The organism is Nostoc sp. FACHB-280 (assembly GCF_014697615.1).
In the GTDB taxonomy this organism is placed as follows: domain Bacteria; phylum Cyanobacteriota; class Cyanobacteriia; order Cyanobacteriales; family Nostocaceae; genus Nostoc_B.
On sequence record NZ_JACJSD010000013.1, the window covers coordinates 122275 to 138597 of the forward strand.

Sequence of the window (16323 nt, forward strand, 5' to 3'; positions counted from 1 at the left end):
CTAGAATGGACTAGCCATCTAATTGGATGAGTATTTATTCCTGATTCTGGGCAGAATAGGAGAAGTGATGAGTATATATTCTCAGCGAAAACCAAAATTTAATATTCATAGAGATAAATAACGTTTACAAAAGTAACGATTCCTTAATATAATGTAATTAAAAGCGAAAACAAAAAACGATTGTCAGAAGTGATGAATGCTATGGATTTTCCCTGGCTAACTGCCATAATTGCCTTGCCCTTGGTGGCTGCCCTAGCCATCCCCATAATTCCAGACAAAGAAGGAAAAACAGTCCGTTGGTATGGTTTAGGAGTTGCGATCGCGGACTTTGCCTTAATGATTTATGCCTTTTGGAGCAGCTACGACTTCCAAAGTTCAACTTACCAATTCGTCGAAAAATACTCCTGGGTTCCCCAAATCGGTTTAAATTGGTCTGTAGCAGTTGATGGCTTATCGATGCCCCTCATCTTGTTAACAGGCTTAATCAATACCCTCGCAATCTTCGCGGCTTGGAAAGTAACCAACAAGCCGCGATTGTTTTATGGGTTGATGTTGGTGATGTACAGCGCCCAGTTGGGTGTGTTTCTTGCCCAAGACTTGCTCTTGTTCTTCCTGATGTGGGAAATCGAGCTAGTTCCTGTATACCTGCTGATTTCCATTTGGGGTGGTGCTAAACGCCGTTACGCTGCTACCAAATTTATTCTCTATACTGCTGCTGCTTCCATATTTATTCTTGTAGCCGGTTTTGCGATGGCGTTCTCTGGTGACACCTTCACCTTCGACATCGCATCTCTGGGAATGAAACAATATCCTAAAGCTTTTGAATTATTAGTTTACGCTGGTTTCTTGATTGCCTTTGGTGTGAAGTTGCCAATCTTCCCCTTACACACCTGGCTCCCCGATGCTCATGGTGAAGCATCTGCACCTGGTTCCATGATTTTGGCTGGTGTGTTGTTGAAGATGGGTGGTTATGCCTTAATCCGCTTCAACATCGAAATGTTACCTAACGCTCATGTTTACTTTGCTCCAGTTTTAGCAATCTTAGGTGTAGTCAATATTGTTTACGGTGCTTGTTGCGCCTTCGCTCAAACCAACCTCAAACGCCGCTTGGCTTACTCTTCTATTGCCCACATGGGTTTTGTGCTGATTGGTTTAGCTTCCTACACAGAAGTGGGTATCAGTGGAGCCGTGTTACAAATGGTTTCCCACGGTTTGATTGCTGCTAGTTTATTCTTCTTATCTGGTGTAACTTACGAACGCACCCACACATTAATGATGGATAAAATGGGTGGCATTGGTAAGGTAATGCCTAGAACCTTCGCTTTGTATACTGCTGGTGCAATGGCTTCTCTGGCTTTGCCCGGAATGAGTGGTTTCGTCGGCGAATTGATGGTGTTCCTCGGTATTGCTACCAGTGATGTTTACAGTTCCAGCTTCAAGATTGTAGTTGTACTACTTTCCGCCGTCGGTGTGATTTTGACACCAATCTACTTGCTGTCTATGCTGCGCCAAGTCTTCTACGGCAAACAAAGCGAAGAGTTACATCTAGATGCTGTAGTTCCTGATGTTAAACCTCGTGAGTTGTTTATCACTGCTTCTCTGCTACTTCCCATCATCGGTATTGGTTTGTATCCCAAACTAGCAACGCAGACTTATGATGTGAAAACAGTAGAAATTGCGACTCACGCTCGTCAAGTTCTACCAGTTGTAGCTCGTCAACAACCAGCAAGCCTTTACTCTCAAATTTTTACTGCGCCAACTTTAGCTAATGCTCAAGTGGAAAGTTTAGTTAATATTTCAAAGTAAAAATAGATTCTAAGTAAGGGTGCTGAAAGTAAATTCTAATATGAGGGGAATATGGGGGTGATTACCAAATCACCCCTTAAATTTTTCTACTAAGCTGATGTGCATTCAAGTTTGATATTCTAAAAGTGTCATTTGTCCTTTGTCTTGTGTCAATACAAATGACTGATGGCAACTGACTAAAGACGATCTTCACAAGTGGTTAAGCAATTTGGATGTGTTTTAGCTTATGAAGAATGAAGTTTAAGTTTTGAGAATTAACTTAGCAGTTGATAGCTTGATATTTGCTTTAATAGTCTGAAGTCTAAAATATACTTTGAATTTGAACTATATCAAGTTCGGGTAATTAGTGATAATTCCGGGAATCTGTGCAGCACCTTAAAACCCTCTCCTCTGCTTCCGGTCGCCGAGCGAAGTCGAGGTGCTGCTCCCTCTGCGGTTTTAATGATAATTCTTTTACCGAACACGATATTATCCGTCTTTCTACTCAAATAGTGATTAGCTTTCGTTAAAGATATTAGCGTAGCCAACGCCTATTGCTTTACCGCATTATTTATTTAATTTGTCAATACGTAATTTTTATAAGGTTGATTTGAAGCTTCCCTCAAAATATGTGTAGTTTTGGTTAATTTAAAAATTACATACTAGTTCTACATAGATGAGGTATGAGATAATTCTAACTCAATAAACCATAAATCCTTCTGCACAACAACTTTAAATAGTCTCGCTGTGACCATACAAACGTTTCTCTTGTTTTGGTTAATTTATCCATGACCAGAGAATATTTAAGTTTTGATTAATAGCTATTAAATCAGTAAATTGTATGAATCAGTTTATCTCCAGAAACTAAATTCTGGGGCTATATAAACGTATTCTGCATAAGTCTGTAAAGGTATCATTTTGATTTTTAAAATGATACCTTTACAATCATGATTTTAATTGTTTGAATATTTCATTTTGATTATGAAGTCTAATACTTGTCTTAGGTTGATAATTTGATCACAAATACAGTATTTTATCTTATGTTATTAAATAATTTCATTGACTACTTATTTAACTTAAAAATTTGCAAGATAAGTTAATTTGCAAAATTCATTTAAAAGAATACTCAATTTAACTAAATTTGTTTTTCAACAATATGCTTTCTGTACTTAATTCAAATGTCTGCGATCAAGTTGAAAATTTGGCATCTTTATATCAAAGAGCAACACCATTCTCTCATATTATTATTGATAACTTTCTGGATGAATATTTAGCAGAAAAACTGTTAGAAGATTTTCCAGATAAGTCAGTGACAGTTCGCTCTGGACATCGTTTGTTTGTACATAAATATGAGTTAGCATTTAATCGCCAACTTTCCTATCCGTTTCAAAAACTTCACCAAGAGCTAACATCTACTAGTTTTAATCTATTTCTAAGTCAAATTGTTGGTGAAAACGTATTTGTTGATCCTGAACGTTTTGCAGATATTCATTTGAGTATTAATGGTAGTTTTCTGGATATACACACAGACTTCAACATACATTGCTCAAAACTTAATTGGTTACATTGTTTAAATGTAATTATCTATTTAAATAAAGAATGGCAAGAAGAGTTTGGTGGACAACTTATTCTTACATCGAAACGAGAAGAGTTAACCACCAAAATCGAACCTCTTTTTAATCGCTGTGTGATTATGAAATCTGATGATACTACTTATCATGGTTGCCAACGTTTAGTAGTACCAGAAAACATAACGCGTAAATCAATTATTATTCCTGTCTACAAAGAAGAATCTATTCAGAATTTACCACCAAGGCATTTAACCCAATTTTTTCCTCAACAGGGTTTTGGGAAAAAGTTATTTTTATCTAAAATCTACAACTCTTTTACATCTTTAAAACTGAGATGGAAAAAGTATCTTACTAAAGTTTAAATTCCGTCTGAGACAGAGTAGAGATTTATAGGCGATTTTTACTAGGTATAACAATCATGGCAAAGTAAGGTACTTCCGCCGGATTAACTTCATCTAAGGGGACAATTTTTTGCTCTGTCATAGTTGCACGCTCAATATATAATGCTCGTGATGCTAGTCCTAATTGATGCAAGATGTTTCGCACTTTGGTAAAATGACGACCTAGTTTCATAATTGCGGCGGCATCGGTGGTTAGTAGTTGGGTGATGAGTTCTTCGTCTGGTAGCGGTGCTGGTAAAACGGTGAGAATATCGTTGTAGTAGGTAAAGGGTACACCTAAAGCCACAGGACAAGCCATGAGAGAGGAAACACCAGGAACAACTTCTGTATAGTAATGCTGAGACAGGCGTGTGTATACATACATAAATGAACCGTAGAAAAACGGATCGCCCTCACACAGTACGACGACATCACGTCCAGCCGCGAGGTGTTGAGCTATTGGTTCAACTTCTTGGTCGTAAATGGCTTTGGCTTTTTCTGGTTCTAGGGCGCGGGGGAGGTGGAAGGGGACTTCGATTTGGTTGCCTGTTAAATATTGAGAAACGATCGCCCGCGCTATACTCTCTTTATCGGTAGCTGATTGATAGGCAATTACAGGCGCAGCCTGCAATAATCGCAGTGCTTTGATAGTCAGCAGTTCGGGGTCGCCAGGGCCGACACCAACTCCATACAAACGGCCTTTGGTTGTCATGATTATTCTTCCTCCGTTGCCAAGGCGTTAACTGCGGCGGCGGCGATCGCACTGCCACCCCTCCGACCATATAATGTCATAAATGGTACATTCAGGCTATCTGCTGCTAAGGCGGCTTTTGATTCGGCTGCACCAACAAATCCCACAGGGAAACCCAAAATCACGGCAGGTTTCGGCGCTCCTTCATCCAGCATTTCGAGTAACCTAAATAATGCGGTGGGTGCATTACCAATAGCTACGACAGAGTTTTCTAAATGCGATCGCCACAATTCTAAAGCTGCGGCTGACCTTGTATTACCAAGTTTTTGGGCAAGTTCTGGGACTTCTGGATAATTTAGGGTGCAGATAACTTCGTTATTGGCTGGTAGTCGCCGCCGCGTAACTCCTTCCGCCACCATCCGACAATCGCATAAAATTGGTGCGCCAGCTTTGAGGGCGGCGCGTGCTGATTGTACTGCTGTGGGTGAATATCCCAAGTCAGTCACAATATCCGTCATTCCACAGGCATGAATTAGACGTACAGCTACTTTTGCTACATCTGGTGGCAGTGCATCTAAGTTAGCTTCTGACCGAATGATGGAAAAAGAATTACGGTAAATTTCGTTAGCGTTGCGGATATAGTCGGACATTTTTTGGTTATAAACAGCAGGTTACAGGGGACAGGTGATAGGTGATAGGTGATTTGTACATTTGTTATCTAAAGTTTGATTGTTTACTGATATGGGAGTTACACAAAATTATGAAAGAACGAACCGCAAAGGACGCAAAGGACACGAAGTTATAAGAGTTTGAGAGAGTTAGGACTTACGCACAGGTTAGGGAAAAACGTAGACGCGCAAGCGGCTTCCCGGAGGGTACCACAGAGGCGCAACGGTCACAGAGGAATGAGAGTTTGAGAGAGTTATTGAGTAAGTCTTATTAATACTTAAGGAGTTAGCTGACAAGAATCATGCTTTGATGGTGCAAGGACGTAACTCTTTTAATCGGTTAGTACCATAACGATTGACAAATTCTCCAAAAGATTCTTCGGAATTAAGGCTGTGAATTTTATAGATTTTGAGCATTTGTTCAATAATTACGGGTAATTCTGTAAAACTTACATCTTGATAGATTTGGCGACCGAATTTTTCGTGACTGTTACGATCGCCGACATAAATGTGATAACTTTCTATGTTGCGATCGCTCACACCCAGTAAAGTGATGTCACCTGTGTGATGTTGGGCGCAAGATTTTGCACAGCCGCTAAAGTGAATGTTAATCGGGCGATTTAGCTGAACACGATTTTTGAGATAATCGGCTAATGCTAAAGCATGACTTTTCGTATCGGTAGCCGAAGCCGCACAACCGCGTTTACCAGAACAAGCAACTAATGTACTCTGAATATTAGTGACGGTGAAATCTAAGCCTAAGTCTGCTATTTCATTTTGAACATCAATAACGCAATCTTGGGGAATATCCGTGATGAGTAAATTTTGCCAAGGTGTGAGTCTGATGGTTCCACTACCATATTTGGCTGCTAAATTGCCTAAACGCCGCAACTGCTGACTTGTTAACCTACCAAGGGGTAAGACGACACCAATATAAAATAAATTTTCCTGGCGTTGGGGATGAATCCCAATATGCCAGAAACCTGCTTCCTTGGTTGCTGGGGAAGGTTGACAACGCTGCAAAGTAAAAGTTAATCGCTGTTCAACTTGCTGAAGATAATTTTCCCATCCCAAACTGTTGATAACTGCTTGTAAGCGTGGCTTACGCTTAAGTTGAATATCAGTATGTTGTAGATAAACATCTGCTAAAGCTGCCAAAACAGACAAACATTGTTCTGGTAACAATATAATTCCTGTATCGATGGGTGGTTTGCTTTTGATGAAACTTAGATATAAGCGGAAGTAAACTTGAGTGTCGATTAACTCAGCCCTCAACAGGATATCATTGAGGCGATCGCTTACCGAAACTTTCCCACCGCCATCAAAGCAAACACTAAACTTAGCTGAGAGTGCTGATAGTTCCGAATGTTCTGCTAAATAAGCATCCCAGCTTTGAATTAAAGGGCGAGTATCGATTAATTCTTCTGGGTCGATACCTGCTGTTGGGCTAGTCATAATATTACGGATGTGGTCTATAGCCGAATTGTGAGACCCTATACCCAAATTTTGCAGGTGTTGTAAAACTTCGCTGCTGATACCCTGGCTAATTTCTCTGATTTGCAGGTTGGCGCGATTTGTGACATCCACATAACCACCACCTTGCATATCTGCGATCGCTGCGATCGCATGACATTGTTTACTATTAAGTATCCCTCCTGGTATTCTCAGGCGAGATAAAATTCCATCTTGAGCAGATGTAGCGTAGAATAACCCCGGACAGGCTGTAAATCCCGAAACCAACGTCTAAACTCCTTCTCTGTGCAACGCAGAGAGTAGATCATCATGTCTTATTGACACACCCGGAGTTGGCATTCTGACTTGGGATTTCCCTCCACAGCTGCGGCACAGTCCCGGAATTTCACCGGAGTTTCCCAACTCCAAGTCTTAGTAATTTACCATGAGAGCGTCTTCGTCATGCTCTATGCTTCACATTTTTTTCATCAATGATTGGTGAATAATTACAGATCCCCGACTTCTTTAAGAAGTCGGGGATCTTAGGCGTGCAATTTTCGTACATCAAATATGATTGTATAAACTGTACTGCTATCAAATATTGCTCTTCAAGTTGGGAAAACTAACTTTAGTGACAGTGTAATCTACTACGCCGCTAAAGGAGATACGCATGAGTACAGTTACCATTCAGGCTAATCAACTTCCTATTCATAGAGTATTTAGTGAAGATTTTGTTTTTACTGTTCCTTTATACCAACGTCCCTACGCTTGGAAAATTGAACAAGCTGGAGAACTATTTAATGATTTGGTTAGTGCTTTAGGCGATGGTGACGAGAATATTGATGAAATCAACCCGTATTTTTTAGGCAGTATTGTACTTATTAAAGAAGATAAGCCAAATGCCGAAATAGTTGATGGACAGCAACGTCTAACAACACTAACTTTATTGATAGCTGCTCTGCGAATGTTAGCACCTAAAGAAATTGCTGAGGAATTAACTTCCTATCTGTATCAAAAAGGTAAAGCAGTTGCTGGTATTCCTACTGTTTATCGTCTCACTGTGCGCGACAGAGATGCAGAGTTTTTTAGAGAATATGTTCAAACAGAAGGTAAAATTATTAATTTAAAAGAATTAAGTAATGCCAAATTATCAGATAGTTGTAAAAACATTAAAGATAATCTGCTATTTTTTGTAGACCAGCTACAGCATTTATCACAAGAAACAATTCTCCGCTTGAGTCAATTCATCATTACTCGTTGTTTTTTAGTAGTCGTTTCAACACCCGATATTGATTCTGCATATCGCATATTCTCTGTTATGAACAATCGGGGTATGGATTTATCTCATGCTGATATTTTAAAAGCAGAGATTATCGGTAAAATAATGACTCAACAACAAGAAAACTACAGTAAAAAATGGGAAGATACTGAAGAGAAACTTGGACGTGATATATTTAAAAGCCTTTTCTCTCATATTAGGATGATTTACAGTAAATCAAAACCTCGTGAAAGTATACTCAAGGAGTTTTTCGATAAAAATTTTAAAGCATTTCCCCTGCAATATCCTCAGCAGTTTATTGATAAGATTTTACTGCCTTTGGCTGATGCTTTTTATGACATCCAGTATCAAGTTTACGAAGGAAGTTTATGGACAGATGAAATTAATATATTGTTCCAATGGTTGCAATTAATTGACAATTCTGATTGGATACCACCAGCTATTTTTTATTTATCGCAAAATTATAATAATCCTGAATTATTATTGCGATTCTTTTCAGATTTAGATAGACTGGCTTCTTGTTTAATGATTCAGCGTGCTAATATCAATGACCGTATTGAACGTTATAGCAAGTTACTACACGTTATTGATAATCGAGAAGATTTGTATACGCCAGATTCACCATTGCAATTGACTTCTAAAGAAAAAGAAAATATCCTCAAAATTCTGAATGGCGACCTTTATTTAATCAAGAAAATCAGAAGCTATGTTTTGCTACGCTTAGATTCTGCCCTTGCTGAAGGAAAGCCTGCTTATACTTTTTCTAATATTACAGTTGAACACGTACTACCACAAAATCCATCTGCTGATAGTGAGTGGTTAACCTTGTTTCCGACTCAGGAAGATAAGGAAAAATATTTACATCGGTTAGGTAATTTAGTTTTACTATCTTCTGGTAAAAATAGCATGGCTCAAAACTTTGATTTCGAGACTAAAAAGCAGAAATATTTTACAACTAAGAAAGGTATTTGTAATTTTGCACTCACTACACAAGTGTTAATGGAAAAAGAATGGACACCTGAAATTATCGAAAAACGGCAAAAAGTTTTAATTGACAAGTTGAAAGAACTTTGGCGTTTATAAGATTAGGACTTATGCAAAACACTTCTCAAACTCTTATCAGGACTTACGCAGAATCGTGAAAAAACGAACCGCAAAGGGCGCAAAGGACACGAAGTTAAGAGGATTCGAGAGGGTTTTTGCGTAAGTCCTATCTTATCTCTCCGTGAACTCTGCGCCTCTGTGGTTAGTTCTTCCGTAGCCTGTGCGTAAGTCCTGAATATTAGGTTTTAGTAATGCGATCGCTTCAGTATTGGTGCATTAGGCGCTCGGATATAGTTTTTGTGATAAATTACTCACAACCTGCGCCTAACACACCCGACGAGAATTTGACTATTCTCCTAAATAAATGCCTAAACCGCGAGCAGTTTGAACTAGAGTATCTTCTGGGTTGACGGCTTTGTACTGAGCGATCGCTTCTTCGATTGGTACGGTAATCACTTGGCGATTTTGCCAAGCAACCATGTAATCATATTTACCTTCTTCAATCAAATTGACGGCGGCTACACCAAAAGCAGAGGCGACTAATCGGTCTAGGGGTGAAGCTGTACCACCGCGTTGGATGTGTCCTAAGACGGTGACTCGTGTTTCTGCACCGATGCGATCGCTAATTTGGTCGGCTAGATATTCCCCAATTCCCCCATATCGTGATTGACCCAAACGATTAGTTAAGGTGCGAGTTTCCCCTTCTTGAGTCCGCACGGCTTCAGAGACAATCACTAAACAATAGTTTTTGCCGTCTTCTTGACGGTTTTTAATGTGATAACAAATATCATCCATACTGTAGAGGATTTCGGGAATTAAAATCACATCTGCACCCCCAGCAATTCCCGCAGCTAAAGCAATGTGTCCCGCATCACGACCCATCACCTCTAAGATCATGACTCGACTATGAGAAGCGGCGGTGAAATGTAATTTATCTAGTGCTTCGGTTGCAATATTAACTGCTGTATCAAAGCCAATGGCGTGTTCAGTAATACCGATATCATTATCAATGGTTTTCGGGATGCCGACTAAGTTAATCCCGCCTTGTTGTGCGAGGCGACGCAGAATCGCTAAACTACCATCCCCACCAATGCCAATCAACGCATCTAAACCTAATTGATGATAACCTGCAATAATTTCTGATGAGCGATCGCAGAAACTACCATCAGGCATCGGAAAAGCAAAAGGATCACCTTTATTAGTAGTGCCTAACATTGTGCCACCAGAAGTTAATAACGGATCAACTTGCTCGATTTCTAATTTAGTAACTTGTGGTGGCTGTGCCATTAATCCTAGAGTTGCTTGCCGAATACCTAAGACTTCCCAACCTTTACCACTAGCACAATGAACAACCGCTCGGATGACTGCATTCAAACCAGAGCAATCTCCGCCACTAGTTAGAATGCCTATACGCTTACTTTTACCCATATTTTTGAACGCTGCAAACGTGAAATAATTTCACTCACTACCAGAGTTAGCTAACACTTGAAAAATCTGATTAAATGCTATGAATTTGGTTGATTTCAGCCCAAAATCACACCATAAAACTGATAACAGCAAAGTTGTACTGTTATCTGACTAGAAGCTCAATCTCAAAGTATAGTTTTGATTATTTCATTACTTTCAAAGTCTAGAATGATTTGTGTATGCACTATTTTCTCTAAACAAAAATTCATTCCTTGTTGTATTTTATAATTTAACGTTGCGAATTTTAACTATAGCCATCCTAAATGAGTCGTGAAAAACATAGATATGGAAAAGAACCGCAAAGAACGCCAAGGTAAGAAAGAAGAAAAAGATATATAAATTTTATAAATGATTTAGGAATGCTATATTGTCAACTTAAGTCTTAATACTTGATTTTGTATAACCATCCCAGAGTCATTTAGAAATCATATTTGATTGTTGAAATATCCGTAGGATGTGTTAGCGACAGCGTAACCCATCTACTTCAAGGCTTTTGGTACTGAAACTGCTCCCAGCTTCCTAGCACCACCGAAGGGATTTTTCAGCCAACTCTAATTAATATTTATCAAGTTTCTCAAAAGTGTTTTACCTGCAACTTTCAAATGGCAGATTGTTAGTTAAACTTTAAACGCTATTATTGAAATTTATAAATCTATTATGCACTGGTTATTATCTGGGCCGTTGAGTGTAGAAAAGTTAACGGTGAAGATTGCGGGTTTACCTGCATCGTTACAAGGTAAGAAGTTGGTGCAGATGTCAGATTTTCATTATGATGGTGCGGGTTTATCTGATGAGATGTTGGAAGCTGCGATCGCCCTTAGTAACCAAGTCAAACCAGATTTAGTCATATTAACAGGCGATTATGTTACCACAAGTCCCCAGCCAATTAATGACTTAGTTTTAAAACTCAAACAATTGCAAACTCAAGCAGGTATTTATGCTGTCCTGGGTAATCATGATATCTATTACCGTTACTCAAAAAGGGACATTACCAAGGCTTTAACTCAAATTGGCGTGCGTGTTTTATGGAATGAAGTCGTTTATCCGTTTGGGAATGAATTAGCATTAGTCGGACTCGCAGATAGGTATTCACCAGAATTTAACCCTGCACCTGTAATGGAACAGTTAAACCCAAATATCCCCCGCATTGTGCTATCTCATAATCCCGACACGGCAGAAATATTACAAGCTTGGCGGGTAGATTTGCAGTTATCTGGTCATACTCATGGTGGTCAAATAGTCATTCCTGGACTGGGGGCGGTGGTTGCTTATCGTAAAAACATACTGCAACTAATACCCCACAGAATCCGGCGTTGCTTTCCCTATTTACGCCGAGATAACTTTGTCCTGCGTCATTGGGAATGGGCGCAGGGTTTACATCGTGTTGGAAGGAATCTACTATATGTCAACCGTGGTTTAGGAACTTATTCTCCAGGAAGGTTATTTTGTCCGCCAGAAGTAACAGTTATTACCTTACAAAAAGAATAAGTCGTTATTAAGTTTATAAAATTTCTTAAGATGGATTTTAATATTTGATAAGCTGTAAACGCTACTATGAGGAGTGTGTTTGGCGCTATGCACTGGTTGTTTACGGGACGTTTAAGTGTAGATAAAATCACGGTTAAGATTGCCGAACTACCACAATCTTTAGAAGGGATAAAGTTAGTACAGTTGTCAGATTTTCACTACGATGGGATGCGACTGTCAGAAGAAATGTTGCAAGAAGCGATCGCAGTTACTAATGAATTGGAACCTGATTTAATAGTGTTAACTGGTGATTACGTCACTGATGATCCTTCCCCAATTCATCAACTTGTAATGCGACTCAAACATCTACAAAGTCGCTGTGGTGTTTATGCCGTACTTGGCAATCATGACATACACTACAATCATTCCCAAGCAGAAGTGACCAAGGCTTTTACTAGTATTGGTGTCCATGTTCTGTGGAATGAAATCGCCTATCCCTTTGGCGATGAATTACCAGTGGTCGGTTTAGCTGATTATTGGTCGCGGGAGTTTAATCCTGCACCAGTTATGGAGCAACTCGACCCATTAACACCGCGCCTTGTTTTATCTCATAATCCCGATACTGCCAAAATTTTAGAACAGTGGCGAGTTGATTTACAGTTATCTGGTCATACGCATGGTGGTCACATTGTTATTCCTGGTTTTGGCCCTGCGGTGTTTTATTATAAAAAGTTGCTCAAACAATTACCAAAAAAACTCCGGCGGTGGGTTCCATTTTTGTTTGGCGATTGCTCGAAAGTCGTAAGATATTGGGAATGGGCGCAAGGATTTCACAAAGTAGCCAATAATCAGTTATACGTTAATCGTGGCTTAGGAACTTATCGACCAGGACGCTTGTTTTGTCCACCTGAAGTGACAGTGATTACTTTAGTTAGTCAATAGTCATTTGTGATTCTCACTCCTGAATCTGAAGGGGTGATAAAGAAGCTACTAAGACATCGCTCTGTGTGTTTTCCACGCAAGACGAGCGATCGCTTCATTCTAAAGATTTCTGGACAATTGTAATGACAATGAAATATTGATGTTATTTTGGACTGCAACGAGTAGCTTGCTCAATCTCAGACTCTCAACAAGGTTGATGGTGTTGCAGTGGTCGGAATAGTTATCGTTTCTCATAGTAAACAATTGGCTCTGGGTGTGCAGGAACTCGCTGCACAAATGGTTCAGGGCAAAGTTGCGATTGCGGTGGCGGCTGGTATTGACGATGCGGAAAATCCACTCGGTACGGATGCGCTGAAGATTTATGAGGCGATCGCATCTGTATTCAGCGATGATGGTGTATTAGTATTGATGGATCTTGGTAGCGCCGTCATGAATGCAGAAATGGCTGTGGAATTTTTGCCAGAAGCACACCAAGAAAAAGTATACCTCTGTGAAGCGCCATTGGTTGAAGGTGCGATCGCCGCTACGGTTGCAGCCGCTATAGGTAAAAATATTCAGCAGGTAATGGCAGAAGCCAGAGGAGCATTAAACGCCAAAGCTACACAGTTAGGCGTTACTAATACAACATTTAATAACAGTAATAATACACAACTGATAACAAGTACTGCTTATCCGAATCGAGAAATTCGGCTGACTGTAAGCAATCGTTTAGGCTTACACGCGCGTCCGGCGGCGCAGTTTGTCGCCACAGCCGCAAAATTTCAATCTCGCATTCATGTTCAAAATTTAACCAGAAATACTGCCGTTGTTCGGGGTGACAGTATTAACCAAGTGACAACTTTGGGAGTGCGTCAAGGACACGAAGTTTTAATTACTGCGACTGGTATTGATGCAGATGCAGCACTCGCCGCATTACAAATTTTATTTGCAAATAACTTTGGTGAAGATGACACGGCTGTAGTATCGCCGCCAGCAGTCCAGCCGGAAGCAACAGCAGCAACTCATGGCGAACTTTCAGGAATTGCGGCTTCTCCGGGAGTTGCGATCGCACCTGTGATTCATTATCAACCTGCTCCGGTGACGGTTACACAATACCACGTCAACGACCCAGAAGCAGAATTACAGCGTTTACAAGCAGCTATTCGCACCGCACAACAAGAAATTCAGACAATTTTTTCCCAAGCAACTTTGCAAATAGGTGACACGGAAGCTGCAATTTTTGATGCTCATTTACTCTTTTTAGAAGACCCTGTGTTGTTGGAAACTGTACAGCAACGCATCATGGAACATCACCTCAATGCCGAAGCAGCTTGGCAAGCCGCAGTGGATGAAGTTGCAACTTCCTACCGCACTTTAGATGATGCGTATTTAAAAGAACGTGTCGAAGATGTGGTGGATGTGGGACAAAGAGTGCTGCGACTGTTAGCCGGAAGTGCTGCTAGTAGTTTGTACCTTGCCGAACCAGCGATTGTAGTCGCCACAGATTTGACACCATCAGACACAGCCGGGTTAGATCCCAGTAAGGTACTCGGTATTTGTACTGTGTCAGGAAGTGCTACATCTCACAGCGCGATTATTGCGCGGACATTGGGGATTCCTGCTGTTTTGGGTGTCAACCCTGAAGTGTTGCGCTTGCAAGATGGTACTTTGATGGCGTTGGATGGTGAAAGCGGTAAAGCTTGGGTAGAACCAGAAGCAGATATTCTCGGTGCGTTAGAAGCTAAACGAGAAGCTTGGCAAACTGCTAAACAAGAAGCACTCGCCAAGGCGCATCAACCAGCAATTACCCGTGATGGCAAACAAATCAATATCCTCGCCAATATTGGCGGTATTGCAGATGTCCAAGCGGCTGTGGCTGGTGGTGCGGAAGGTGTGGGACTGTTGCGGACGGAGTTTTTGTATTTAGGGAGAAACACCGCACCGACAGAAGAAGAACAACTAGCAGTATATCAGGCGATCGCTCAAGTTTTAGATAACCGTCCGCTAATTATCCGCACTCTTGATGTTGGTGGTGACAAGCCATTACCTTATTTACGATTCAACTTTCCTGAAGCTAACCCCTTCTTAGGCTGGCGGGGGATTCGTTTTTGTTTAGATCATCCAGATTTATTTAAAACTCAGTTAAGAGCAATTTTACGTGCCAGTGCAGAACACAAAATTAAAGTGATGTTCCCGATGATTGCTAGTGTGACGGAAGTACGAACAGCTAAGGCAATCTTAGGGGAAGTACAGACAGAATTGCGGCAAGCAGGTATTCCTTTTGATAAAAATCTCCCAGTTGGTGTCATGATTGAAGTCCCGGCGGCTGTCGCCATCGCTGATAACTTAGCGGCGGAAGTTAACTTTTTTAGTATTGGGACAAATGATTTAAGTCAGTATGTGATGGCAGGCGATCGCACTAACCCCAGAGTAGCGTATTTAGCCGATGCCTTACACCCTGCTGTATTGCGAATGATTCAACGAACTGTCAAAGCAGCCCACGCCGCCGGAATTTGGGTAGGATTATGTGGAGAATTAGCCGCAGATCCAACCGCCGCCGGAATATTATTAGGTTTGGGGTTAGATGAATTGAGTGTCAATCCCCAAGCCATCGGGATAATTAAACAAGCGATCGCAAAATTAACTGTAGCTCAAGCCGAGGCGATCGTTGCTACAGCATTACAATTAGATTCGGCAAATGATGTTAGAGCTTTAGTGCAGTGAAATGCTCACGCAATCGATAAATCATAAAACTTAGACACCACAAAGCTTTTTACCCTGTCACCTGTCACCTATTACCTGTCCCCTACTATCAAGCTAGACTGGGGAAAGCTACGAAAAATTAGTAATGCAGTTTGCTTTCTCTTTTCCTTTAATATATCGGATTCTTCAACCGAGCTTTCCTGATTGTCTTTGGAGTGGCGATCGCAATTGTAAGGCGATCGCACTTACTTTTGACGATGGCCCCCATCCCCAATACACACCCCAAGTTTTACAAGTTTTAGACCGCTACAATATCACAGCCAGTTTTTTTTGGCTGGGTGCTTGTGTGAATCGTTCACCAGATGTTGCTAAAGCCGTCAGCGACAGAGGCCATTGGATTGGTTTACATGGTTATGATCATCGTTCTTTCCCTTTACTGACTCCCAAGGAACTCAAGGAAAGTTTAGAAACAACCCAAGCCGCTATTTACAACGCTTGTCACCTGAACCCCTCACAAGTAGTTGATGTTCGTCCTCCCAACGGTTTATTTACACCCAAAACTTTAAAATTTTTCCGTCAGTGGAATTACCGTCCAGTCATGTGGAGTGTTGTCCCAGAGGATTGGGTAAGACCAGGAATTACCACAGTAGTGCGGCGAGTTTTGCAACAAGTACAAAATGGTTCACTGATTGTCTTGCATGACGGCGTTTGTGGCGGACAAGATGTAGCCGCAACAATAGAAGTCTTAATTCCGCAATTATTACAACAAGGCTATAAGTTTGTGACTGTAGATCATTTATGGCAACACAAATAATGACGAAAAATTACCGATAGATCATCTCTTGCCAAAAATCTTTGACAGATGACCCATCGGTTTATCTAGGAAATTTATAGT

Annotated in this window: 11 protein-coding genes and 1 riboswitch; of the genes, 7 read left to right on the plus strand and 4 right to left on the minus strand. The window is 40.7% G+C overall.

Features of this window, described 5'->3' with window-relative positions; all coding sequences use genetic code 11:
* Window positions 1-192: 192 nt before the first annotated feature.
* Window positions 193-1806, plus strand: coding sequence for an NAD(P)H-quinone oxidoreductase subunit 4 (locus H6G75_RS12225; RefSeq protein WP_190980203.1), 1614 nt, complete (start codon window positions 193-195; stop codon window positions 1804-1806).
* A 1135-nt stretch (window positions 1807-2941) separates the two neighbouring features.
* Window positions 2942-3718 (plus strand): 2OG-Fe(II) oxygenase, encoded by a 777-nt coding sequence (locus H6G75_RS12230; RefSeq protein WP_190980205.1) that lies wholly within the window; start codon window positions 2942-2944, stop codon window positions 3716-3718.
* Between the two features lie 25 nt (window positions 3719-3743).
* Here the strand turns inward: H6G75_RS12230 and H6G75_RS12235 are convergent, their stop codons facing one another.
* The 3 genes from H6G75_RS12235 to cobG form a co-directional block, all read right to left on the minus strand.
* Window positions 3744-4448 carry a precorrin-2 C(20)-methyltransferase gene (locus H6G75_RS12235; protein ID WP_190980207.1) on the minus strand — a complete coding sequence of 235 codons (705 nt, stop codon included), beginning with the start codon at window positions 4446-4448 and terminating at the stop codon, window positions 3744-3746.
* Between the two features lie 2 nt (window positions 4449-4450).
* Window positions 4451-5077 carry a precorrin-8X methylmutase gene (locus tag H6G75_RS12240; protein WP_190980209.1) on the minus strand — a complete coding sequence of 209 codons (627 nt, stop codon included), beginning with the start codon at window positions 5075-5077 and terminating at the stop codon, window positions 4451-4453.
* 318 nt (window positions 5078-5395) lie between these two features.
* Window positions 5396-6835 carry a precorrin-3B synthase gene (cobG, locus tag H6G75_RS12245; RefSeq protein ID WP_242051516.1) on the minus strand — a complete coding sequence of 480 codons (1440 nt, stop codon included), beginning with the start codon at window positions 6833-6835 and terminating at the stop codon, window positions 5396-5398.
* 45 nt (window positions 6836-6880) lie between these two features.
* A riboswitch (cobalamin riboswitch) is annotated at window positions 6881-7010 on the minus strand.
* 207 nt (window positions 7011-7217) lie between these two features.
* Between cobG and H6G75_RS12250 the strand changes: the two genes are divergently transcribed.
* Window positions 7218-8909 carry a DUF262 domain-containing protein gene (locus H6G75_RS12250; protein WP_190980211.1) on the plus strand — a complete coding sequence of 564 codons (1692 nt, stop codon included), beginning with the start codon at window positions 7218-7220 and terminating at the stop codon, window positions 8907-8909.
* Window positions 8910-9218: 309 nt separating this feature from the next.
* Here the strand turns inward: H6G75_RS12250 and H6G75_RS12255 are convergent, their stop codons facing one another.
* Window positions 9219-10298: an ATP-dependent 6-phosphofructokinase gene (locus H6G75_RS12255; RefSeq protein ID WP_190980213.1), complete on the minus strand. Its 1080-nt coding sequence runs from the start codon at window positions 10296-10298 to the stop codon at window positions 9219-9221.
* Between the two features lie 696 nt (window positions 10299-10994).
* Between H6G75_RS12255 and H6G75_RS12260 the strand changes: the two genes are divergently transcribed.
* The 4 genes from H6G75_RS12260 to H6G75_RS12275 all read left to right on the plus strand — a co-directional run bounded on the left by H6G75_RS12260 (window position 10995) and on the right by H6G75_RS12275 (window position 16242).
* Entirely contained in the window at window positions 10995-11825 is an 831-nt protein-coding gene (locus H6G75_RS12260; RefSeq protein ID WP_190980215.1) for a metallophosphoesterase, read from the plus strand.
* A gap of 87 nt (window positions 11826-11912) precedes the next feature.
* On the plus strand, window positions 11913-12746 hold the full coding sequence (locus H6G75_RS12265) for a metallophosphoesterase (protein ID WP_190980217.1): 834 nt from the start codon (window positions 11913-11915) through the stop codon (window positions 12744-12746).
* A gap of 207 nt (window positions 12747-12953) precedes the next feature.
* On the plus strand, window positions 12954-15449 hold the full coding sequence (gene ptsP / locus H6G75_RS12270) for a phosphoenolpyruvate--protein phosphotransferase (protein ID WP_190980219.1): 2496 nt from the start codon (window positions 12954-12956) through the stop codon (window positions 15447-15449).
* Window positions 15450-15573: 124 nt separating this feature from the next.
* The gene (locus H6G75_RS12275; protein WP_190980221.1) at window positions 15574-16242 is read left to right on the plus strand and encodes a polysaccharide deacetylase family protein; all 669 of its coding nucleotides are present in this window, start codon (window positions 15574-15576) and stop codon (window positions 16240-16242) included.
* Window positions 16243-16323 lie beyond the last annotated feature (81 nt).

Bases quoted from the DNA above. Each gene is read 5' to 3' on its own strand.
- H6G75_RS12225 (WP_190980203.1), top strand. From the start codon at position 193: ATGAATGCTATGGATTTTCCCTGGCTAACTGCCATAATTGCCTTGCCC.
- H6G75_RS12230 (WP_190980205.1), top strand. From the start codon at position 2,942: ATGCTTTCTGTACTTAATTCAAATGTCTGCGATCAAGTTGAAAATTTG.
- H6G75_RS12235 (WP_190980207.1), bottom strand. From the start codon at position 4,448: ATGACAACCAAAGGCCGTTTGTATGGAGTTGGTGTCGGCCCTGGCGAC.
- H6G75_RS12240 (WP_190980209.1), bottom strand. From the start codon at position 5,077: ATGTCCGACTATATCCGCAACGCTAACGAAATTTACCGTAATTCTTTT.
- H6G75_RS12250 (WP_190980211.1), top strand. From the start codon at position 7,218: ATGAGTACAGTTACCATTCAGGCTAATCAACTTCCTATTCATAGAGTA.
- H6G75_RS12255 (WP_190980213.1), bottom strand. From the start codon at position 10,298: ATGGGTAAAAGTAAGCGTATAGGCATTCTAACTAGTGGCGGAGATTGC.
- H6G75_RS12260 (WP_190980215.1), top strand. From the start codon at position 10,995: ATGCACTGGTTATTATCTGGGCCGTTGAGTGTAGAAAAGTTAACGGTG.
- H6G75_RS12265 (WP_190980217.1), top strand. From the start codon at position 11,913: ATGCACTGGTTGTTTACGGGACGTTTAAGTGTAGATAAAATCACGGTT.
- H6G75_RS12275 (WP_190980221.1), top strand. From the start codon at position 15,574: ATGCAGTTTGCTTTCTCTTTTCCTTTAATATATCGGATTCTTCAACCG.